Below are 21,296 nucleotides of genomic sequence, written 5' to 3'. Positions count from 1 at the left end.
GCATTTTGTGTTTGAAATATATTTTGTGGGTACTAGTTTTATAAATGCGAGCTAGGGAATAATATAAGGAATAACTATGGATGGTTTATCATATAAACAGGCATCTAAATTTCTTGATGCAGCGACGATGGGAATTAAGAAAGGCGATGTTGAAGCGTTATTAGTTAGTGATGATAGAAACGGCTGGATCGACCAACAGATTAACCTCAGTTACACAAATCATGTTTCACAAACGTTAATCCAGCAGCAACAGCGTGGTCAAACAACTCTCACTCAGGAAATGAGAGTCTGCGCTTGGTTTGATCTTGCTTTGCAAGATGAGGCTCAGTTACGTCAACGAGTTGCCTTCGCACTCAGTCAAATACTGGTTGTGGGCGACCGTGATGCGCAGTTGGCACCGTATCCATTAGAGTTGGCCAATTACTATGACATTCTGACAACCTACGCTTTTAGCGACTACAAAACGCTGCTTTACCATGTCACACGCTCACCCATCATGGGTCATTACTTGACTATGGTGGGTAACCTTCCCAAGTCTCAAACTGGAGTGAATCCAGATCAAAACTATGCACGAGAAATCATGCAGTTGTTTACGATAGGTCTAAATAAACTTAATCCAGACGGAACACTTTACTTAGATTTGGAAGGTAACCCCGAAGCTAATTATGACGATGCCGATGTAGAAGATATGGCAAGAATATTTACTGGTTGGTTTATGTCTAATAGCAGCATGAATGCTCCTATGGAAGCAAACAATTCTTACCACGATATGGAATCAAAAAAGGTGTTGGGAGAGAGCTTTCCGGCTGGCGTTGGAGCGGAACAAGAACTCGATCACGTGCTGGAAGTGTTAGTCAAACACCCTAATACCGCCCCGAATATTTCTACCTTGTTGATTAAGCGATTTGTCACCTCTAACCCGACTCCTGCCTATGTGGAGAGAGTCTCATCCGTGTTTAAACAAACGGATGGAGACCTAGCAGCAGTGATTAAAGCAGTATTACTTGATGACGAAGTAAATGCGGAAGGAAGTCTATTTCGCGCGAAACTTCGCGAGCCCATATTGGCCATGACCTACCTGTATCGTGCTCTGGATAGCAAACCGGGGGCAGGCGCAACTATCACACCAAATGCCATGCTATATCAAGACACTTTTGGTCAATATCCACTGGGTTCACCTTCGGTATTTAATTTCTACTCTCCAGATTACCTACCAATGGGCAGTCTTGGCGGGCAAGGGCTAACTGCTCCTGAGCTTGAGATCATTGATTGGAACCAAACCGTTAAAATGAGCAATATTGCTTGGAAACTGGTTACCGATAATGGTTATAAAACTAGCTCAAATAGTTCTGGAGAACTCTATCCGGATGTGTCGGATTTTGTATCGGCATCTGGAGACTACTCACAGCTTATAAATTTAATTGCAAATCGATTCTTTGGAGGAGAAGTTCCTGCAGATTTAGCGCCTCGATTTGAAGGTTTATGGAATGCGAAAAGCGATAATAATAAACCCTACTCGGTATCGGCCATGCTTTATTTTGCATTTATCTCTCCCAACTTTATGGTTCAGGAGTAAAGTACTATGAAATTAACAAGACGTAATTTTATTAAAAGCACTCTTTATAGTTCTGCAGCAACTTCTATTCCATTGACGTTATCATTGCCGTCGAGCGCTTTAGCAAATGAAGGAAGTGATTATAAAGCCTTGGTTTGTTTATTTCTCTATGGTGGTAATGATTCTTTTAATATGCTTGTTCCAAAAGATGGAGAAAATTTAAATAATTATAGAGATTCCCGGCCAGATATTCAGTTATGGGATCATGAGGTGTCGCAAATTGGTTATATTATGGACGACAATCAGCAATCCTTAGCCCTCAATGCCGCTATGCCCAAAATATCCAGTTTGTTCGAGGCCAAAGTGGCGACAAGTATCGTTAATGTCGGTTCATTAATCGAACCAACAACCAAGGAAAACTACAACAGTGTCAAACGCTCTCCCAATTTAGGGGCGCATAATAAGCAGCAACTGGCATGGCAGCGAAGCTGGGCGACGAGTCAGTATCATCCTTACGGTTGGGCTGGAATGATGATGGACCTACTAGCGACTGGGGCTGAATCCATTTCACCTAATCTCTCTTTCAGTGGTAACGAGCTAATGAATGGTTCGGGAGTGCAAGACCTTAGAGTGAGTTCATCGGGAATTCGTGCAATGTCCTCTTTGTCGGTAAACTCAGTAAACAATAATATTACCAAATTACTTGCTGATAATAATGCATCGGAGTTCGGTAAGGCATACTTGCAGAGCTTCCAAGACATCTTAGATTTTCAAGATACATTGGGAGATTTGCTCGACCAATACCCAGAAGATCCAAACATTCCTTCCAGCTACCTTGGATCTCAGTTGAAAATGGTTAAAAGACTTATCCAATCTAGTGGCGGCCTTAATCAAGCACGTCAGGTATTTTTTGTTTCGCTAGGTGGGTTCGATAATCACAGCAACCAGCGTGGTAAGCATGATGGTTTGCTGACCACGATTGACGATGCTGTTTCCGCATTTTATGCCTCCCTTGAGGCTGATGGATTGCAAGATAGCGTAGTAACTTTCACTATGTCTGATTTCGGTAGAACCATTCAAAATAACAGTAATCGAGGTACAGATCATGGATGGGGAAGTAACCAATTAGTTATAGGCGGTAGTGTAAAAGGCGGCAAAGCTTATGGTCGCTATCCAGAGTTTGTTAAGGATGGTCCAGACGCAATAGGCAACAAGTTCATACCTACCACAGCGTCGGAACAGTATGCTGCGACATTATGTCGATGGTTTGGATTATCGGAATCCGGAGTTGACTATATCTTCCCAACTTTGTCGCCAGATAAGGAAAATCACTTCCCAAGCCGTTACTTAGGTTTCTTAGGACAGGATTTAACGGAAAGCGAAAATCTAGCAATCGCCGGTGTCGCGGCTTCTGTGACTCGGGTAGATCATACACCAGAGATGGCTATTGATGGTGACCCTACGACGAAATGGACGGCGAAAGGCGAAGGGATTCATTTTGATATTACATTGTCACAGATATCTAGCCTTGATGTGCTGCGTTTTTCACAAGCTAAGGGCGATGTAAGGCAGTACTTTATGGATATATCGGTAAGTAGCGATGGCGTGCAGTTCACTAAACTCATGAGTTACCAAACGCCGGGAGATACAACTGGCTATGTGGACGTAGAGCTTGGTGGTCAACAGGCCCGTACCCTAAGAATTACTTGTAACGGCAATAATGACCCTGTGAACAGCAAGCTGGTCAAATGGAACAACTTCCAAGAAATTGAAGTATGGGGTAAGCCTGCATAGGTTATTACAAATAACGGAGGGCCCGAATCAGGGCCCCTAGTGAAATCGTTGATGAGGTTGAGATCAGTGACCTACGGTTTTCGAAAGCAAGTTGACGACAAGAACGCCAGATAGAATAAGCCCGATTCCGACAATTGCCGCTAGGTCCAATCTCTGTCCGTAAGCAAAATATCCGACCGTCGCTACTAAGACAATGCCTGCACCGCTCCAGATCGCATAAACCACACCAACCGGCATACTTTTAACGGTGACAGATAACAAAAAGAAAGCCACGGCGTAACCGATACCAACCACTAGGCTAGGAGCCAGCTTGGTAAACTGTTCTGTCTTAGGAATAAACGAAGTTGCGATCACTTCAGTCACAATGGCTATTGAAAGTGCAATAGCTGGAGGCAGAGAAACAAGAGTTTGAAACATACTGCATTACCACCAAACAAGTGAATACGAAACCGCTCGTATTCTGATGGGCGAGAGTATAAATAATTTCAAAAACTTTGGTAGTGTTGGTTGGGTAAATAATTATTACACCAAAGAGATAATAAATAAGTGAGCGCGGCCGTCACAGACCGCTCCCACGTAGTCTTATGCTTACTGAGCCACGAGTGCCTTTTTCTCAAGTAATTTAGCAATCGCAGTAACACCAGCAATGTACATAGCGCCACCAAGAAGAGCCACTGCCATCCAAGATAAGCCATGCTCAACAACGTGGTCTTTGTGAAGAATACACATCACCACATAAGCGAACGTAATATAACTAAATGCAAAGTGCGCGATTGGCCCCATACCAATAGTAATCAGAACAACACCAGCAACGTAAATGTAAAACGCGTTCTCACCGCCAACGATAGGCGCCAGTGCTCCCAAGGTTGCAGGGATTAGCATTCCCATGGCGATACCTACAATACCAGCTGCGAAAATGTTCTTAAGTTTGCTTAGGTCAAATTTTGCTTCAAAGAAAAAGATTAGCGCAAGGAATGCAGGCCATTTATCGTGAATACCTAACTTCTGAAGAATAACCGTACCGGCTACGATCCAGATTGTTAGCATTAGCGTTTTTGTCATATGTGCTGAATTGAATACTTGATTCATTATTGGATTCTCTAAATAGGGTGTTATAGGAGGTTGGGCGCGGATTCTATCGAGAGTGAAGGACAGCGTCACTAGGTGAAAAAACGGTTCTATGCGAACAAGTTAGGATTGGATGACTAACCTATTAATTGAACTCATTGATGTGTAATTATTAGGCAGGGGCTATATTTTGCTCTAATACTGATGACTTTAATAATAAAATTTGAGAATGGCAGTGAGAGCAATGCTGGCAATGGGAGAGGGAAGATCGAACTTAGCGACATGTCACGAAGGCTCGATACTTCCGAGATTAGTCCTCTTTAGTTAAAGAAGATCGATGGTTATTTCATCAAACTTATAAACCTTGCCACCAAACTGTTCGCTAAAGAAATCTGCATCATTTTGCTTGCTAAAGCTGGCAAGTGTTTTGCCCATAGCACCCTTTTGGGTCGACCCTATAACGTACCATGCTAGTTTGCCATCAATGAAATAATCGTCCTCTGGCTTCTGCCATGGTGTTTTACTCATATCGTGAACAAATATCTGCTCAATCTGTCGTTGGTTCTCTGGCTGTAATAGATAGCTGAACATATCTCGTGTCGAACAGAATCTAACCGTATTTTCTTCACCTTTTTGATAGGCCTGGCCTTTAGGCCCAGGATAGTTCTTAATGACCATTCCACAGACATGACATTCATCAGCGGCTTCGATAGCTTGAGCTTGTTTGACCATCTGTTGTTGTTCCGATTCACCACACCCAAACAGAATCATTGCTATCAGAGTAACAAACATAGATTTTACGACGTTCATAATACGGAATCCTTATGTAGTGGCTTTATAGGTGTTTTGCTCGGAAGATAAAAAGAGAAATGGTCAGTGGAACTGCTATCCAAGCAAACATGACCATCAGTAAGTTCAAAGTGGATAAGCTGCTGTTTATGGCGACAGCTAATACGCCATTGATATCGCTATTGTTTAGTGCGGAGAGGTTAATAAGACGGAAAAGATCGGCGGGGTTTAGCAACATAATTTGAACTAATACCTGCTGATCAAGGACTTCATATCCACCTACCAGAATGCCTAGTAATATGAGGTCAAATATCAATACAAAGAATAACCAAACTAACAACGCGGCTCCCGCAGCTTTCGACTTCTCCGATACCAGCAAGCTAATTAAATAAGCCAGTGTGATGAAACAAAGACCCAACAGGCTCGATGTTACAATAAACAATGTAAACGCACTGCTGATAGACTGATGCTCTGTCGTAGCGCTAAGCAATACTCCGGCTGAACCGAAGCCCAAAATGGTTGATAGAGTAATGATACTCCCTTGACCAATAAACTTACCGAGTAATAGTTGCGCATGGCTTATAGGGTAGGTCATAAGAAGTAGCAAGGTTCCTGATTCCTGCTCTCCAACAAAACTGTCATAGCACAATAACAGCGCAATTAGTGGAATGATAAACACAGAGAGACTAGATAGGCTAGCAATCGTAGTTGAAAGTGAAGGGGTAGTGAGTTGACCAGATGCAACGCTTCCATAATAGCTTATGCCGATAGACAGGAACGCAAAGATCAACGTAATAGAGATGAACCACCGGTTTCGTAAGCCATCTTGAAACTCTTTAAGAGCAACAGCAAAAATAGGGTTCATGACTTGTACTCCTTAGGCTGGTTCTCTTCTGAGGGTAAGTGAAGAAAATGCTGGTATATCTGTTCTAAGTTAGCGGGTTCCATTTGAACATCGCTTAGTGACTCATAGGTAAGCAGTTCGCGTAATACCTGAATTTTATCTTTGTTGGGTACTGAAAGTTGATTGTTTGATGTCGCAAAGGATGACAAGAGTTCGTTGGAGCGAATAGCACCGTTTAGACCAGTTGCTCTTATCTTTGTTGGCAACTTCGCTTGTGTTCTCAGTTCCTCAAGTGTTCCGATGGTGACAGCTTTGCCTCGAGACAAAATCAAAGCTCGGTCAATGTGCTGTTCTACTCCAGGAAGGACATGAGAGCAGAGAAGGACACTTGCGCCACCTTTCTTTAGTCTATCCACGCTTTGGTAGAACTCTTGCGTCGCAATGGGGTCAAGCCCTACTGTTGGCTCGTCAAGTAAAAGCAATTTGGGTTCACCTAAGAACGCCTGAGCTAAGCCTAACCGTTGTCTCATTCCTTTTGAGTAAGTTTTGACTGGTCGCTTCGATGCGTCAGCTAGTCCTACTTGGGTGAGTAATTCCTTTACCTGACCTTGTGGTGCAGATTTCAAGCGAGCGAAATAAGTCAGTACTTCTAACCCGGTAAGCTGCTCATAAAAGCTCACATTTTCAGGTAGATAGCCAATCTGTTTTCGGCTCTGCCAGGCTTGTTTCGTCGAGGGGTCTGTACCAAAAACGTTAACTTCTCCTGCTGATGCCTCAATAACGCCAAGAATGAGTTTCATCGTAGTCGTCTTACCCGTGCCATTGTGACCAAATAGTCCGAGGACTTCGCCCGGTTGAATGGAAAAACTGAGATTATCTACTGCGTGGAGAGACTTATATTGTTTGCTAACGTTATGGAGCTGAACGATGGCTTTACTCATAAATGGCTCTCTTGTGTTGGTAATGAAGCAGGGTGGGAAAGCTGTTCTAGTTCTGTGGAAATATCCAGCGGTGACATCAATGGGAACGAATCTTTAACACCCGATGGTTTTAGTACAGGAAACTGTTTTTGAATCCAACGGAGCAAAATGATCGCAGGGCTATCGAGAAGAACTTTTGACTCGGGATACTTCCAAACGACTTTATCAATACCGTCATTTGGTTCAAAAGGTGTGTCTCCTCTTGAGTTGTTATCCAAATCCCAACCAAGGTAGTTGCTCCAGTAATTTCCCTGTCCTTCTATGCTCCATTCTTGCTCTTGAGTGGAAACGTATTTGACTTGTACAGGATTGTTGATAAAGCTGTTGCCACTGACTTGAACGTTTTCAGAACCAGCGGTTAGGTGGATACCTATTTCGGTCGTATCAATAGTGTTGTAGCTGATTTCATTGTAACCAGAGTTATAAACAAACAGTCCTTTGCCCTCTCTCCCGATAACCTTGTTTTCAGGCTTGGTCCAAATGTTTTTGATTTGGTTGTAGCTAATGGTGGAATGAGTGATGAAATTCATTAACATGCCATAATCTTCGTTATCACGGCTGGTGTTACCTAAAACAGAAAGCTGTTTAGAACTCATTAAGGCATAACCCGCTCGGGTATTGTAAGCAAGATTACCAATAACCCGATTACTATGAGAATACATGTAATGAATACCGTATCTCAGATCATGCATGGTGTTGTTACGAAGCTCAGAATGTTGGCTCGAAATAACGTAAAGTCCGTCGCGAGTTTGCGAGATGGTGTTGTTGCTGACATAGGCGTGTTTTACAGTAGACAATTGAATGCCGTTACCTCTGTCTGCCGAGCGAAGTGAAGGATTACCGACAACCACATTGTTGCTAACAGTGATGTTTTGAGCTCGTTGAATCCACATCCCAAAGCCATCACCTTTAAGTTTATTATTGACAATAATGAGGTTCTTTACCGTTTTATCTGAATAAATGCCGGCATTTTGGTCTGTAAGATTACGCCCCCAGTTGACGATGTTTAAGTTAGAAATTTCGATGTCTGAGCTTGTGAGTGTTAGAGCGTTGCCTTTTTCACCCGCGTCAATAATTGCACCCTGCTTGCTGGTAAGGGTGAGTGGTTTAGATACGGTAAAGTTTCCTTCATACCGTCCTTTTTTCAAAACAATAGTGTCGCCTTTCTCAGCTCGATTCAGAATTGCCTGTAAATCATCATTTGGATGTACTGCTGTTACGGCGGAGAATGCAAAACCGTGATAGGTGAGCGTAACTATGAGTAACCAAGAAGTATGCTTCAATGAATCCATCCTAACGTTGTGAAAATTCTAGGTAGCTCCCTCTGTTTTGAGGGAGCTTAATGAAGTGTCGGTTATGCCTCCACTAACATTCGACCTCGCATTTCCATATGGAGCGCGTGGCAGAACCAGTTGCAGTAGTACCATTGAACTCCAGGTTTATCTGCGACGAAGGTAATAGACGCAGTTTGTTGAGGGCTGATTTCCATTTGAACGCCATGATTTGTCATACAGAATCCATGGGTGACATCTTCGATAGTATCGAGGTTTGTTACTACAACAGTTACCGTATCACCCAACTTGACCTTGAATTCGTTCATACCAAAGGTCGGCGCTACTGATGTCATATAAACGCGAACCTTATTGCCATCTCGAATAACTTTATTATCTGTCATAACGTTGACACCATCTCGTTTGGCCATCTCTACTGTTTCGGCAAAGATAGGGTCGTCACGAGACCACAGTTTGCTTGGTTTGACTTTACTGCGGTGGATAATAGTTCCATCATGAGGTTCTGCGAAAGTTGGTCCATCATGTACCAACTTCATTTCATCACCTGAAATATCGATAAGTTGGTCGTTCTCAGCTCTCAACGGGCCAACAGGCAAGAAACGGTCTTTAGAGAACTTACACAGAGACACAAGCCATTTACCATCCGCATCACGAGTCTCACCACTAGATGTACTGTTGTGTCCTGGCTGATAGTGGACATCGATCTTCTGTTTGATGTAGTTAACTTTTTCACCGTTGTAGGCTTTGATAGCTTCATCTAAGTTCCATTTTGCAATTTGACTATCTAGGAAAAGGGTGGTGTAGGCAAAACCACGATTATCAAACGCAGTATGCAGTGGACCAAGTCCAAGTTCAGGCTCTGCGACAATGGTATCTCTTGGTTGAATCTTATCGTTAAATAAGTCGTCAAGTTTCGCGGTGGCAATGACAGAAACGGTCGGTGAGAGCTTGCCGTTAGCAATAAAGTACTTACCGTCTGGTGAGGTATTCATACCATGCGGTGATTTAGGAACAGGAATGTAGCGAGTTAGGGCAGAACCTTTGCGTCCATCAAGTACGGGAACATCGTTACCGTTATAGGTTTTGAACTTGCCAGCCTTTAACGCTTCTTCACAACGGGCTAGACTGAAAACTACCACATGATCGCGCTCGGCTGTGATCATTTCGCCTAAGTTCATTCCCATTTCTGAGTTATAACAGGTTGAAGCGAAGTACTTACCGTCATAATCGGCATCCGTGTTATCGAGGTTGCCATCGACCATGACCTGAAATGCCACTTCCATTTTTTCCGCATCAATCACATTGAACAGAGAACGGTAGGTGCTGACATCTTCCAATGTCGCTTTACCGTCGTTATTCATTGGGATCTCAAATTCACTGTTGCAGATAACGTATTTGGTTTCGGGTACTTTCTGTACACGAAGGCCATGAATCGCTTGAACATTAGGAATGGTGATCATTTTGTCAACTTTCATGACGTCACAGCGAATACGAGCAACACGTGAATTGGCTTTGTCATTAATAAATACATATTTACCGTTATAACGACCATCGGTCATACTCATGTGAGGGTGGTGGGAGTCCCCTGACATGATGTGTGCGCTGTCACCTTTAATTCGTTTACTTTCGTCAGTAAAACCCCAGCCTGTCGCACTATCGGTATTAAAAACGGGGATACGCATAAGCTCGCGCATAGAAGGGATACCAAGAATACGAACCTCACCGGAGTGACCGCCACTCCAAAATCCATAGTATTCGTCCATTTCACCCGGCTCAACATATGGACTGTTTCCAGCTTCTGCTGCTTGAGCTTTAGCCATAGAAGCAAACATGGCGGCAGACATAGGGGCGGCGGCAACACCTAATCCTATTGCGGCACTGGTTCCAAAGAATTTTCGTCGGTCAACATTCACCGGCAAATTGTCTTTATTGAGGTTTTTGTTGTCATCGCTCATGTGAGTCTCCATTCATTATGTGTAGGGCTGATACATGTAGCTGCCTGCAACGAGTACTGCGATACCTCGCCACTTAAGGGATTTCGGTTACTGGGATATCAGCATTTCTCTGTTTCCGTTGTTTATATGCCTGTTTTTTCAATGGTGGACATTTACCATCGTTGGAATAGGTAATTTGGCAATCTAGGCAGTAGTGGCATTCGCGCATATTAATTTCACCATTGGGGTGAATTGCCTGAATCTCGCATTCTTTCGCGCAAATTTTGCAAGGTGAGCCGCATTCAGGGCGACGCTTGAGCCAGTCAAATAGACGAATACTGTTCGACACTGACAGTGCAGCCCCTAATGGGCAAAGGTAGCGGCAGAAGGTTTTGCGATTGAAAATGTTGACTGAGAGCAACAGGACTGCCCACAAGACGAAAGGCCATTCACGGTCGAACTTTAGAAGGAACGTTGTTTTAAAAGGCTCTATCTCCGCAAATTGTTCGGCAAGTGCGAGAGAATCCAAAGAGAGTGCAAACAGACCAAGCAATATTAGATACTTAATTGCCCAAAGTCGTTCATGAATGGCCCAAGGAAGTTCAAACTGAGGGACTTTTAAGTATCGAGCACATTGGTTGATAAGTTCTTGAAGCGCACCAAATGGGCATAGCCAACCACAATAAACTGCACGCCCCCACATTAATATGGTAACGGCCGCAGCACACCAAAGAATGAAGATAACGGGGTCGAGCAAAAAGAGATCCCATGAGAATTGTGTCATCAGCGCATTTAGGAAGGTGAATACGTTTACCACAGAGAGTTGACCACCCCAAACCCAGCCAATAAAAACGACGGTGATGACCAAGAAACCGTGGCGAAGACGATGCATAAAGGTCGGGTGCTGAACCAAAATATCTTGGAAGAAAAGGATGAGTATTAATGTGCTAATAAGTGCAAAAAGTACGATGACTTTTACTTTATTCTCGAGCCAAACTTGTTGCGTCAAAGAAAGTTCTGGTTTGATAACAATGGGTTCAGGCGTATCAACGTATTCAGATAGCGGCGCATATTCACCTTTAAAGCTGGTAAACACACTGTCGATAGCACCTAATTGGCGACGTACAAGTAACTCAATTTGCCAGCTCGCACCGGGGTCGAACTCATGATGCGCTTGTACCCTAAAAATAGACATTTCATGAAACTTTGGTGCACCGGGAATGTACAGATCCAAAATTCGACGGTGGTCTAAATCACGAAAAGAAATTTCGTTGTCATTTTGATGAACTTGAAGTCGGTCAAAAATCCCACCTCGGACATAACCTGAACCTTTATATGAGTAACCATTACCAAAAATTGCGATGAGATGCTCATCAGGTTTTAGGTCTTGGATTAACCATTGGTATTCCTGTTCGCCAAATAGGTTTTTACCGATTGTAGGGATGTCAGCTAACGTGTAATAAAGCTCAGCAAATGTTTGTTCAGTCTCATCATCCTTCACGCGTTCGACATTTTCTGCATCGGTATCACTAAATGCCTCTTGAACGGCTCCTTTACGAATTAATAGTTTTCGAATTGAACCGTCTCCTGTCAGCTCAAGCCAGTTTTTCACAGAGAAGAGGTCGCGTTTTATAGTGGATTTAGGTTGAATAATATTGCTAGCGGGTTTCACAATTCCGAGTGACACGGCAACTTTTGTGGCTGCTTTAGTTATAGCCACATTCATTACCATTACTGTGACTGTAGCACCTGATAGACCATCGATAGGAACATAGTTTGCGTTTTTTTTACCACCCACTTTGATGCGGTCTTTGACCGATAACCCGACGTATTGATCGCTAAACTCCCATAATTTGCTTTCAGGAATACCAGCTAAAATGATGGGCTCATGATGCTCTAGTACTTTTGATGCCAAGTACTCACCGTGAGGGTCGATGATAACAAGCATATTCACGGGTTCGCCAGAATAGGCAGGAATACTCGCAATATCATTGGTCTCGAAAGCATACCCGATAATATTGTCATCCTTGCTAATCGTTCTGACTAAAGGCTCTCCTTGTTTTTCAGAGATAGATGTAAGGTCGGGGAACACTTGCTGTATGAGGGGGATTGGGTCTTTTGGTGGACTGACAAATAATGCAAAGCTGTCGAAGCTTACGAAAAGAAGTGCAACTAACTGGCACACTAGAACTCGGGTAAATTTCCTCTGCATAAGCGCTCCCTAGCCATCCGTCCTAGTGATTACCAACAATTAACAACACAATACTTTGTGCGTTGGTGTTAGTAGAGATGCGGTTAGACTAGAGGCTGGTTAACACTCTGTTTTTGATTTAAATCAATGTTGAATAAAATGAAAGCTATCAATAGATGAAATGTTGCATGCGTTCACATAAATGTAAAAAATATTTAATGGCATAATCGGTAGAATCAGATGAAGTCTACCGATTATGGATATAAATGCAGACTAAGGTGCTACAAAGTACATATCTTTAGCGTAAATATTGCCCTTCGGGTTATTAATAGGGAAGCCCTTCAGAGTATTTCGAACCAGTCGAGTATGCTTGTAATAGTAGAGTGGAATCATCGGTGCGGCCTCGGCTAATATGGTTTCTGCTTGGTTGAACAGTTGGTAGCGCTTGGCTTTATCTGCGGTTACGCTAGCACGTTGCATTAGCTCATCAAACTTCGCATCACAGAAGCCACTTTCGTTTTCAACGTGATTGCAAGTATAGGAAGCTAACACTGAGGATGGTTCCGCATAGTCTCCAAATGACCATGAACGCGCTATCTCAAAATCTCCTAAAGATTTAGCTGAGACATAGGCTTTCCATTCCATGTTCTGCAGGTGAACTTTGACGCCAAGCGGCTTCCACATGGAGGCGAGGGCCAAGGCTATCTTTTTATGGTTTTCACTGGTGTTATAAGTCACTGTAAATTCGAGCGGTTTGTCTTTGTTATATCCAGCTTCTGCTAACAACTGTTTTGCCATTTCCAAACGCTGCTGCATGCTCTTATCGCTGTATGCCATATGTGGAGCATCGTAATTTGGAATGATAGATGGAACGGGCGTATAAGCAGCGACTTCTCCTTGACCAGTGATCTTCTCAACCAGTATGTTGCGGTCGATAGCAACGGTAAGGGCTTGTCGAACTTTGGCGTTATCGAACGGCGCTTTTTGGGTGTTGAAAGAGTAGATATACGAACCAAGTAGTGGCAACCCTTGGATTTGAGATGGATCCTCTTTAATCAAACGTTGATATTGCTCCAACTGAATTCGGTTGGTCATATCAATCTCACCTGATTGATAACGCACAAGTTCAGCATTTTGAGAAGCAAGACCAAGATAGGTCACGCCATTAATGACAGTGTGTTGGTTGTCCCAATATTGTGGATTACGCTCTACTTCAACATACTCATTAGGTACCCACTTAACCAACTTATAAGCACCATTGGTGACCATGTTCTCTGGACGAGTCCACTGGTTACCGAACTTTGTTACTACTGCTTCAGGAAGAGGAAAGAAGGTCTTCACACTCATCAAGCTTAAGAAATACGGTGTTGGTTTGGTTAAGGTTACTTCAAGAGCAGTGTCTGTAAGCGCTTTTACACCCAATTCAGAAGCTTTAACGTCTCCCGATAAGATAGCGCCAGCATTAGCGATGTTGGCGGTCTTGAAGTAGTGTCCAGTGTTGTTACCCGTACTAGGATCTATCGCGCGTTGCCAAGCAAAGACAAAGTCTTCTGCTGTTAGCGGTGAACCGTCAGACCATTTAAGATCTTCTTTTAGTTGGAAAGTCACTGTTAAACCGTCGTCGGAGACACTCCAAGACTTGGCTTGGCCTGGAATCATTCGCCCATTTTGGTCCTCGATAATTAATCCTTCGAACATATCGTTGGCAATAATGTCGCCCGGCATGCCCGAATTAACGAAGGTTGGGTCGATAGTACTAGGCTCGGCTCCATTTCCTCTAACAAGATATTGCTCATTTGCTAATACCGTCCCATCCGGAACATTGGCAGAGAGTGCATGAAAAGACGTCGCGATAAGTAAAGAGGCAATGGTGAGGGGGAGCGTTTTTTTGTTCATTGAGTACATCCTATACGTAAAACTTTGTCCGTAATAACTCCCATTTATAACTAAAATTGTCTCCTATTTAAACAACTTAACTACAATTAACCGCAATAAGTTTAATGATTTAATTTACAAATTAGTACAGTGGAGTGTGATTTGGGTCGGGTAGCCTACATATGACGGGGCTTGATCTACATTTCGAAACAATTGGTCATCTATTGAAGTGGGTTTGCAATCACTTGATAAGGTTATTCGCTATCGAACCACTGAAGCACGTGGTTTAATAACGGTATGTGCTTAGTTGTCCTGTCCACTTTCAATTAACACATGCATCCAACATAGACATTGTATTAATGTTTTGCCCTGCAGCCTTTGGCCGCAGGGCGTTTTTTTAATGAGTAAGATAGTCAGAGCCTGCTTGGCGAGAAAGTGTTTCTCGCAGTGTTTCAGGAAGGATACTCCAATGTATGCCTTCCAACGCACCAGCGATATAAAACAGTAAGTTGATTCCCGGCTGTTTATCGTGGCTACCACACACTGCTTTATAAGCATTCACAGGACCTTGCGCTCTTAATTCATCAATGGAGTGGATGCCCGCCTTACGTAACATTCGTTCCGTTTTATATTGCATATTAGGAAGGTCTTTGATGCGCGTGGGCGTTTCTTTACGCCTTTTTTCTTCCAAACCTACACTCCAAACTTCTTCGCAGAGCTGTGCTATTTGTTTATCGCAATGCTTTACTGCTTCAGGAATGGAATAGTAACTAGAAAGGCTAGGGTAGTTGCGAGACGATGAGCGCCAGTGAAACTCGTATGGCGTACACCCTAATTGCGAAAACTCGTCCTTAAACTTACTATTCGGTGCTCTAAGGTAGAGCTCGTTGCCCTTTATTAGTGCAAACATCACACCATTAGACAGAACGCCTTTCCCGCCAAATACAGAACGGATGCTTATCTCTTTAAGCTCAGTGTACGCCTGTATTGAGTCTACAAAGTTATCTAACATCATCTCTCTCCTTGAATGTGTTACGAATAGGGCAATTTGCGCTTTCGATAAGAAACTGTGATTACAACTGCATTAATTGTTCCAGATTCTTAGCCGTTACAAATTTTGTGAGAGTGAGGTTGGAGTTATGGTGCGGTTAGAAGCGATTTTGACGTAAAGGTTTTTCACTGTTCATAAAACTGAAGCGCGACTTTGTTAAAACATGAAGAGGCAAACCATAGTAGCGAATAGGTTAAGTTCTAGATTTGATCCAAGTTTGAGACAGATTAGTTTTCAGTCGGTTTACTACTTACTTGAATAATGAATCGCGACTACAGTCAGTAGAATACATGTTCAGAACGTTTGTTGGTAAGGCTTTACCGAGATGGCTTGAGTTTGGAGTATAGGTAACTGTTTTGGGTTGTCGAATGCTGCAATGCAATTTCTGAATATCGTGAGGAGTGGAAATGCTAGAGCCTTGTACCGTTCTAACATGGACTGATAATCAATTGATAACGCCTGACACTTCGTGGGTTTTGACTCATCGTAATTACTACCCTCGTTGCGAACAACTCGTAACAACTAGGGCCCTTTGTGAGTTAGATATCTATCTTAAACGATACCAATACTTCACCGAACCTCGTGGTGTCGTTGACCCTAGATTTCCCATTTTGGCCTTTTCATATGGAGAAGGCAGAGAGGTTAATCAACTCATTGCCGAGCAAGTCATTACTATTATGCTCAGTCAGCCAAGGATTCAAGCTATCCTGCAATGGGAAATCTGCGACATTGTTTTAGACTCTCAGCCAAATTTTAAGTCGCGCGTTACTTCCATTCAGTTCGGGCATAACGAGACTTATATGACAACAAAAGAAGTCGCTTTGAAGGCTATTCAGTATACCCAAGTTCGCAAGGTGAATATTGTTGCTCAACTTTGGCATGCAAGCCGCTGTATTCGTCAGGCAGAAGAATGTGGTTGGCACTGTATTTCCTTGCGGGGTGTCGATGCTTTTGCTCCAACTGACCCACAGCCATGGGTTCGCCATCCGCTGTCTTGGTTATTAAAAGAGAGTCGATATCGTTATACCGAGTCGCAGGAGGGCAATTTCGTCATTCAACCTAGGACGACGGTATAGCTGACGTTATACCATTCGCTTCTTCTCTGTCTTAGTTCTCAAAACTCACTTGGCTGTATATGCATACAGTTATTTCTACGTTAAATTATCACTAGTAACAACGTGGAAGGTAGATTTATGGAAAACGTTAAACAGATAGTTGAAGCGTATTGGCGTGCAATGGAAGGGAATGATTTCTATTATGCGAGTGAGTGTTTAGCAGAAAGTATTGAAGTTCATTGGCCTCAGTCGAATGAAAAAATCGTGGGAAGAGAGAACTTTGCTGCGGTAAACACTGAGTATCCCGCTAATGGGTTGTGGCAGTTTGATATTGTTTCTATTGTTGCAGAGGGTAATACGGTCGTTACCGATGTTAATGTCACTGATGGAAAGATCAAAGCAAAAGCTATTACTTTTCATACCGTGGAAAATGGAGAAATCGTCAAGCAAGTAGAATATTGGCCAGACGACTATCCGGCGGCAGAATGGCGCAAACGCTGGGTTTGCGCCATTAGTTAGGTTAGGCTGCGCCCTTTTTTGGCTCAGACGTCTCCTCTTCCGAGATTTCGTTTTCGCTGGTGTTATCACTTAGCACATCAGCAAGCGTTGACTTAGATAGGTGGCCTTGAAGGTCACCGTTGTCATCGACAACCGGAAGAGGGTGATCGTTATCCAGCGTTTCTGGAATCACTTCCTCCAACAAAGCATCGCTTTTCACCGCGGGAACATCATCCAACATCTCATCAGGAATTTCCTTATGGTAATCAGAGCGCTCAACTTGCTCCAACGCTTCTTGGGTAATGACTCCTTGGTATCCTTCATCAGTGACAACGTAACCATAATCGTGTTTTGAACGACGCATTTGTGTCAGTGCTTCACCAAGAGTTTCGGCAGTAATGCGCGAAATAGGAGGTTGCATCACTGTCTCTACGGTTAATGCACGCGCACGATTAACGTCTTTAACAAAGGCTTCAACATAGTCGTCTGCTGGGTTTAGCAGTATATCGACAGGTTTGTCTTGTTGAACAACCACGCCATCGCGAAGGATTGCGATGCGATCACCTAAGCGCAGTGCTTCATCCAAATCGTGAGTGATAAAGATAATGGTCTTGTGCAGTTTTTCCTGAAGTTCGATCAGCTGGTCCTGCATTTCGCTGCGGATTAACGGATCGAGTGCTGAGAATGCTTCATCCATTAAAAGGATATCGGCATCGGTACAAAGGGCGCGAGCAAGGCCAACACGTTGTTGTTGTCCTCCTGAAAGTTGGCTAGGGTATTGTTCTTCATAGCCTTCTAAGCCAACGGTCTTAATCCATTCTTTTGCCTTGGCTAAGCGATCTGTTTTGCTTAAGCCTTGAATCTGTAACCCATACGCTACGTTGTCGATGACTGACTTATGCGGAAGTAATCCAAAACGTTGAAATACCATCGACATCTTATGGCGGCGGAAATCTCGCAAGTCTTTATCGGATAGTTTCATCACGTCAGAACCATCAACGATAATCTCACCTTCAGAAGGGTCGATAAGGCGGTTAAAGTGACGAATCAAAGTGGATTTACCCGAGCCGGAAAGTCCCATAACGACGAAAATTTCGCCAGGGTAGACATCAAGGTTGATGTCTTGAAGTCCGAGAGTATGGCCAGTACGGGCTAGTAGCTCATCTTTGGTCTCACCGTCCTTGACAGCTTGTAAGTATGACTTATCTTTAGGACCAAAGATCTTATAGAGGTTTTTAATTTGAATAATTGGTTGAGGTTGAGTCATTATTCTCTTCCTCCTAAGTGAGCTTGGGTACGCTTAGCGTAGCTTTGGGAAACGCGGTCGAAGATGATAGCAAGTGCAACGATCGCTAGACCATTTAAAAGACCTAAAGTGAAGTATTGGTTGGTAATAGACTTAAGCACAGGTTGACCCAATCCTTTAACCCCAATCATAGAGGCGATAACTACCATGGCGAGCGCCATCATAATGGTTTGGTTGATACCTGCCATAATATTTGGCATTGCCAATGGAACTTGCACGCCAAACAGGCGCTGCATCGGACTTGCGCCGTACGCAGTAGCAGCTTCAAGAACTTCTTTGTCTACTAAGCGAATGCCAAGATCTGTCAGTCGAATCACTGGTGGAATGGCATAAATGACGACGGCAATAACGCCCGGAATTTTACCAATGCCAAGTAGCATGACCACGGGTATCAAATAAACAAACGCTGGCATGGTTTGCATAATATCGAGTATCGGAGTGATCACGGCTCGTGCTTTCTTAGACTGAGCCATAATTATACCGGTAGGTATTCCGAGCGCGATGGCGACAAAGGTGGAGACGAGAATAATACTCATGGTTCGCATGGTATTGTCCCACATTCCGAAGAAGCCGATTAGAAAGAATGCAATACCAACAGAAGCACTAAGCTTCCATGAGCGACTGGCTAAGTAGGCTAGGCCGACCAAAATACCGAGGATGAGCCACCAAGGGCTAGAAAGAAGCAGCTTTTCAAACCAGATTAAAAAACTTAAGAGAGGGTCAAAGATGGATTCGATGGCGTCGCCATATTCGCGAGAGAAGTCGCGATATGCGCCGTCGAGGGTTTTACGAATATCGAGTAGTTGTTTTCTATCGAGCTGAGGTATTTCACTCAACCAACTGGCATTAGACATCTGTTACTCCTTGATTACTTCTGCCATTTAAGAAGATCCCTAACTTAGGGATCTTCTTTTAGTGTGATTGACGCCAACCAATGCCATCACGGCGAGTATTGGATCAATCTCTGACTCTAATTTGCCTCTAAATCCGAAGAGGCAATCCTTCTAGAGCTTTATTTCTTTTACAGTGAATCAACCGCTTTTTGTACTTTTGCGGCTACGTCAGGTGACAGCCATGCTGCCCACGTATCTTTGTATTCCTTCATAAAGTGCTCAACGGCATATTCACCATCTGCTTGCTCGTCTTCCATCCAAGCAAGTAGGCCATTCATTTGAGCATTGGTGAATTCACGCTGCTTGAAATACGCCATCGCTTCTGGTGACTTCTTCGCAAAGCTATCGGTAACAACCGTCTCAACAGCTGAAGGTGGGTACATCGTAGGTTTAGGATCAAGACATTCTTCTTGGGTAATACAGTCTTTAAACATGGTCTCGTCGACACCGCTGCCAAAGTCTACTTTGACCATTTTGTATTTACCAAGAACCGCAGTCGGTGCCCAGTAATAACCAAACCACGCTTCTTCACGTTCATAGGCTTTCGCAATCGAGCCGGAAAGACCTGCACCTGAACCTGGGTCGACTAGTTCAAATCCCGCTTGTTCCATACCTAGTGCATTAAATAAGTTACCAGCAGAAATTTGGCAGTTCCAACCTGCTGGGCAAGTATAAAATGCTGACTTACTTGGGTCTTCTGGGTGAGTGAATTTCTTCGCGTTGGCAAGTACGCCTTCGATCGTTGCGAGAGTAGGATCTTGTTTAACCATGTATTCAGGAACCCAGAAGCCTTCTTCACCGCCATCGGTAAGCGTAGTTCCGGCGTATTGAATCTGACCTTCCTTAACACCGAGATCTAAGGCTTCACGCATAGAGTTACTCCAGAACTCAGGTGCGATATCAGGTTGTCCTTTTGAAATCATCGATGCGCCTGTTGGCATGGTATCGCCGGGAACAAGTTCTGCATCACAGTCGAAACCATGTTCCAGAATAAATTTATCGATGTTGGCGATGAGTGTGGCTGAATTCCAGTTCATGTCAGCGATAGTGACAGTACCACACTCGTTTGCAGAGGCTGTTTGAAGACTTGATGTAGCTAAAAGAGATGAGAACAATAACGTCCTAGTTAAGTGTTTCATAGTGATTTTCCATTTCAGAGTTCGCTATTAAGTATATGAAATGGAAAAAATATTACAAATTGCATTCACAAACTGTTCACATTGCTGTGACCTAGCTTTCAACAATCGCGGTCTCTTTATGCATTCGTTTGCGTTTCTTCTCATGTTTGGTTAACCAGACAATAGGAACGACGATCATCAAGGTACCAATTGCCATAAAGATATCGGGAACTTCACCGAACCACAGTAAGCCCACTGCCACTGCGCCAATCAAACCGCTGTATTCTGCGCTGGCAATTTTGTTGCTATCTACAGAACGATAGGTTAACACACACGTCGCCGCATAAATCAAAATAAAGGTGCTTGATGCGGCGGCCACAGGGAACGAACTCCAATCCCAAGATTGACCTTCCATGTATGCCAAACATAACGAGACTGGCATTCCAACAAGATTAGTTATGAGTAACGTGTGTACGACCGATTGCTGTTTGGGCAGTTTGCGAATTAATAGATTGTTTACCGCAATAGTAAGCGCAACCACCAAGGCCGATAAGGCGGCAAAATCGACTTGGTCAGGTCTGATAATGACTAACACACCGGCAAAACCCATAATCGCTGCCGCGATAGTTTGGCGCGAGAGTTTCTCACCAAAAAACAGGCCAGCCAAAGGTAACATCATCAGCGGTGCTGCGTAGAAAATAGCATTGGCTGTTGCCAATGGCATTGATGAAATGGCGTAAACCATGAATATGGCGCCAAACAACCAAACGTGTGCTCGCAGAGCATGCCACTTCAAACCTTCAGTGATGTTTTTTGGTTTACTAAATAGGAAAAAAGGCAACAAGATCAGAACCGCTGACAACTGACGGAAGAAGACGAACTGAAAAACAGCGACGTCATTACCCACACTTTTAATTAGTGCGTCTGACAAAATAGCAATTTGATTACCAAATACGAGCAAAAGCATCGCTACGCCGACGGTCATTGGTTTCATGTTTATCCTCCTCTTCCTCTTTACGAGAGCATACGAGATGACCTAGGATGAAGTGAAAT

At 43.5% G+C, this 21,296-nt stretch carries 18 protein-coding genes; 4 read left to right on the top strand and 14 right to left on the bottom strand.

Going from position 1 to position 21,296, the window contains the following annotated elements; genetic code table 11:
• Positions 1 to 76: 76 nt before the first annotated feature.
• Positions 77 to 1,576: a DUF1800 domain-containing protein gene (locus tag OH456_RS06305; protein WP_270033066.1), complete on the top strand. Its 1,500-nt coding sequence runs from the start codon at positions 77 to 79 to the stop codon at positions 1,574 to 1,576.
• 6 nt (positions 1,577 to 1,582) lie between these two features.
• Complete coding sequence (locus OH456_RS06300) at positions 1,583 to 3,349, top strand: DUF1501 domain-containing protein (protein WP_270033065.1); 1,767 nt, start codon at positions 1,583 to 1,585, stop codon at positions 3,347 to 3,349.
• A 63-nt stretch (positions 3,350 to 3,412) separates the two neighbouring features.
• Here the strand turns inward: OH456_RS06300 and OH456_RS06295 are convergent, their stop codons facing one another.
• The 10 genes from OH456_RS06295 to OH456_RS06250 form a co-directional block, all read right to left on the bottom strand.
• A complete protein-coding gene (locus OH456_RS06295; RefSeq protein ID WP_270033064.1) occupies positions 3,413 to 3,766 on the bottom strand; it encodes an SMR family transporter in 354 nt (117 codons plus the stop codon).
• 171 nt (positions 3,767 to 3,937) lie between these two features.
• Positions 3,938 to 4,438, bottom strand: a complete 501-nt coding sequence (locus OH456_RS06290) for a hypothetical protein (protein ID WP_270033062.1) — start codon at positions 4,436 to 4,438, stop codon at positions 3,938 to 3,940.
• A 303-nt stretch (positions 4,439 to 4,741) separates the two neighbouring features.
• Positions 4,742 to 5,227 carry a nitrous oxide reductase accessory protein NosL gene (locus OH456_RS06285; protein WP_270033061.1) on the bottom strand — a complete coding sequence of 162 codons (486 nt, stop codon included), beginning with the start codon at positions 5,225 to 5,227 and terminating at the stop codon, positions 4,742 to 4,744.
• Between the two features lie 25 nt (positions 5,228 to 5,252).
• On the bottom strand, positions 5,253 to 6,071 hold the full coding sequence (locus OH456_RS06280) for an ABC transporter permease (RefSeq protein ID WP_270033060.1): 819 nt from the start codon (positions 6,069 to 6,071) through the stop codon (positions 5,253 to 5,255).
• Positions 6,068 to 6,991, bottom strand: coding sequence for an ABC transporter ATP-binding protein (locus OH456_RS06275; protein WP_270033059.1), 924 nt, complete (start codon positions 6,989 to 6,991; stop codon positions 6,068 to 6,070). Before OH456_RS06275 ends, OH456_RS06280 begins: the two co-directional genes overlap by 4 nt.
• Positions 6,988 to 8,313: a nitrous oxide reductase family maturation protein NosD gene (locus OH456_RS06270; protein WP_270033058.1), complete on the bottom strand. Its 1,326-nt coding sequence runs from the start codon at positions 8,311 to 8,313 to the stop codon at positions 6,988 to 6,990. The genes OH456_RS06275 and OH456_RS06270 overlap by 4 nt, the downstream gene beginning before the upstream one ends.
• 71 nt (positions 8,314 to 8,384) lie before the next feature.
• Positions 8,385 to 10,277: a TAT-dependent nitrous-oxide reductase gene (nosZ, locus tag OH456_RS06265; protein ID WP_270033057.1), complete on the bottom strand. Its 1,893-nt coding sequence runs from the start codon at positions 10,275 to 10,277 to the stop codon at positions 8,385 to 8,387.
• Between the two features lie 73 nt (positions 10,278 to 10,350).
• Positions 10,351 to 12,468 (bottom strand): transcriptional regulator NosR, encoded by a 2,118-nt coding sequence (gene nosR, locus OH456_RS06260; RefSeq protein WP_270033056.1) that lies wholly within the window; start codon positions 12,466 to 12,468, stop codon positions 10,351 to 10,353.
• Positions 12,469 to 12,720: 252 nt separating this feature from the next.
• The gene (locus OH456_RS06255; RefSeq protein WP_270033055.1) at positions 12,721 to 14,343 is read right to left on the bottom strand and encodes a peptide ABC transporter substrate-binding protein; all 1,623 of its coding nucleotides are present in this window, start codon (positions 14,341 to 14,343) and stop codon (positions 12,721 to 12,723) included.
• 376 nt (positions 14,344 to 14,719) lie between these two features.
• Entirely contained in the window at positions 14,720 to 15,337 is a 618-nt protein-coding gene (locus tag OH456_RS06250; RefSeq protein ID WP_270033054.1) for a TfoX/Sxy family DNA transformation protein, read from the bottom strand.
• 443 nt (positions 15,338 to 15,780) lie between these two features.
• Between OH456_RS06250 and OH456_RS06245 the strand changes: the two genes are divergently transcribed.
• Complete coding sequence (locus OH456_RS06245; RefSeq protein ID WP_270033053.1) at positions 15,781 to 16,449, top strand: hypothetical protein; 669 nt, start codon at positions 15,781 to 15,783, stop codon at positions 16,447 to 16,449.
• 117 nt (positions 16,450 to 16,566) lie between these two features.
• A complete protein-coding gene (locus OH456_RS06240) occupies positions 16,567 to 16,947 on the top strand; it encodes a nuclear transport factor 2 family protein (protein ID WP_031495514.1) in 381 nt (126 codons plus the stop codon).
• Position 16,948: 1 nt separating this feature from the next.
• Here OH456_RS06240 and OH456_RS06235 read toward each other — a convergent pair whose 3' ends face one another.
• The 4 genes from OH456_RS06235 to OH456_RS06220 form a co-directional block, all read right to left on the bottom strand.
• A complete protein-coding gene (locus tag OH456_RS06235; protein ID WP_062459154.1) occupies positions 16,949 to 18,193 on the bottom strand; it encodes a quaternary amine ABC transporter ATP-binding protein in 1,245 nt (414 codons plus the stop codon).
• A complete protein-coding gene (locus tag OH456_RS06230) occupies positions 18,193 to 19,086 on the bottom strand; it encodes an ABC transporter permease (protein ID WP_006070440.1) in 894 nt (297 codons plus the stop codon). The genes OH456_RS06235 and OH456_RS06230 overlap by 1 nt, the downstream gene beginning before the upstream one ends.
• A gap of 167 nt (positions 19,087 to 19,253) precedes the next feature.
• Positions 19,254 to 20,264 (bottom strand): ABC transporter substrate-binding protein, encoded by a 1,011-nt coding sequence (locus OH456_RS06225; protein ID WP_006070439.1) that lies wholly within the window; start codon positions 20,262 to 20,264, stop codon positions 19,254 to 19,256.
• Between the two features lie 91 nt (positions 20,265 to 20,355).
• Positions 20,356 to 21,237, bottom strand: coding sequence for a DMT family transporter (locus OH456_RS06220; RefSeq protein ID WP_006070438.1), 882 nt, complete (start codon positions 21,235 to 21,237; stop codon positions 20,356 to 20,358).
• Between the last annotated feature and the right edge of the window lie 59 nt (positions 21,238 to 21,296).

Origin of the sequence: Vibrio sp. La 4.2.2 (genome assembly GCF_027586995.1) — a bacterium.
In the GTDB taxonomy this organism is placed as follows: Bacteria; Pseudomonadota; Gammaproteobacteria; order Enterobacterales; family Vibrionaceae; genus Vibrio; species Vibrio mediterranei.
This window is presented reverse-complemented; position numbering and strand designations above follow the sequence as displayed.

What these genes read in the sequence shown, in the direction of transcription:
- OH456_RS06305 (WP_270033066.1), top strand. Translation starts at nt 77, where the DNA reads ATGGATGGTTTATCATATAAACAGGCATCTAAATTTCTTGATGCAGCG.
- OH456_RS06300 (WP_270033065.1), top strand. Translation starts at nt 1,583, where the DNA reads ATGAAATTAACAAGACGTAATTTTATTAAAAGCACTCTTTATAGTTCT.
- OH456_RS06295 (WP_270033064.1), bottom strand. Translation starts at nt 3,766, where the DNA reads ATGTTTCAAACTCTTGTTTCTCTGCCTCCAGCTATTGCACTTTCAATA.
- OH456_RS06290 (WP_270033062.1), bottom strand. Translation starts at nt 4,438, where the DNA reads ATGAATCAAGTATTCAATTCAGCACATATGACAAAAACGCTAATGCTA.
- OH456_RS06285 (WP_270033061.1), bottom strand. Translation starts at nt 5,227, where the DNA reads ATGAACGTCGTAAAATCTATGTTTGTTACTCTGATAGCAATGATTCTG.
- OH456_RS06280 (WP_270033060.1), bottom strand. Translation starts at nt 6,071, where the DNA reads ATGAACCCTATTTTTGCTGTTGCTCTTAAAGAGTTTCAAGATGGCTTA.
- OH456_RS06275 (WP_270033059.1), bottom strand. Translation starts at nt 6,991, where the DNA reads ATGAGTAAAGCCATCGTTCAGCTCCATAACGTTAGCAAACAATATAAG.
- nosZ (WP_270033057.1), bottom strand. Translation starts at nt 10,277, where the DNA reads ATGAGCGATGACAACAAAAACCTCAATAAAGACAATTTGCCGGTGAAT.
- nosR (WP_270033056.1), bottom strand. Translation starts at nt 12,468, where the DNA reads ATGCAGAGGAAATTTACCCGAGTTCTAGTGTGCCAGTTAGTTGCACTT.
- OH456_RS06255 (WP_270033055.1), bottom strand. Translation starts at nt 14,343, where the DNA reads ATGAACAAAAAAACGCTCCCCCTCACCATTGCCTCTTTACTTATCGCG.
- OH456_RS06250 (WP_270033054.1), bottom strand. Translation starts at nt 15,337, where the DNA reads ATGATGTTAGATAACTTTGTAGACTCAATACAGGCGTACACTGAGCTT.
- OH456_RS06245 (WP_270033053.1), top strand. Translation starts at nt 15,781, where the DNA reads ATGCTAGAGCCTTGTACCGTTCTAACATGGACTGATAATCAATTGATA.
- OH456_RS06240 (WP_031495514.1), top strand. Translation starts at nt 16,567, where the DNA reads ATGGAAAACGTTAAACAGATAGTTGAAGCGTATTGGCGTGCAATGGAA.
- OH456_RS06235 (WP_062459154.1), bottom strand. Translation starts at nt 18,193, where the DNA reads ATGACTCAACCTCAACCAATTATTCAAATTAAAAACCTCTATAAGATC.
- OH456_RS06230 (WP_006070440.1), bottom strand. Translation starts at nt 19,086, where the DNA reads ATGTCTAATGCCAGTTGGTTGAGTGAAATACCTCAGCTCGATAGAAAA.
- OH456_RS06225 (WP_006070439.1), bottom strand. Translation starts at nt 20,264, where the DNA reads ATGAAACACTTAACTAGGACGTTATTGTTCTCATCTCTTTTAGCTACA.
- OH456_RS06220 (WP_006070438.1), bottom strand. Translation starts at nt 21,237, where the DNA reads ATGAAACCAATGACCGTCGGCGTAGCGATGCTTTTGCTCGTATTTGGT.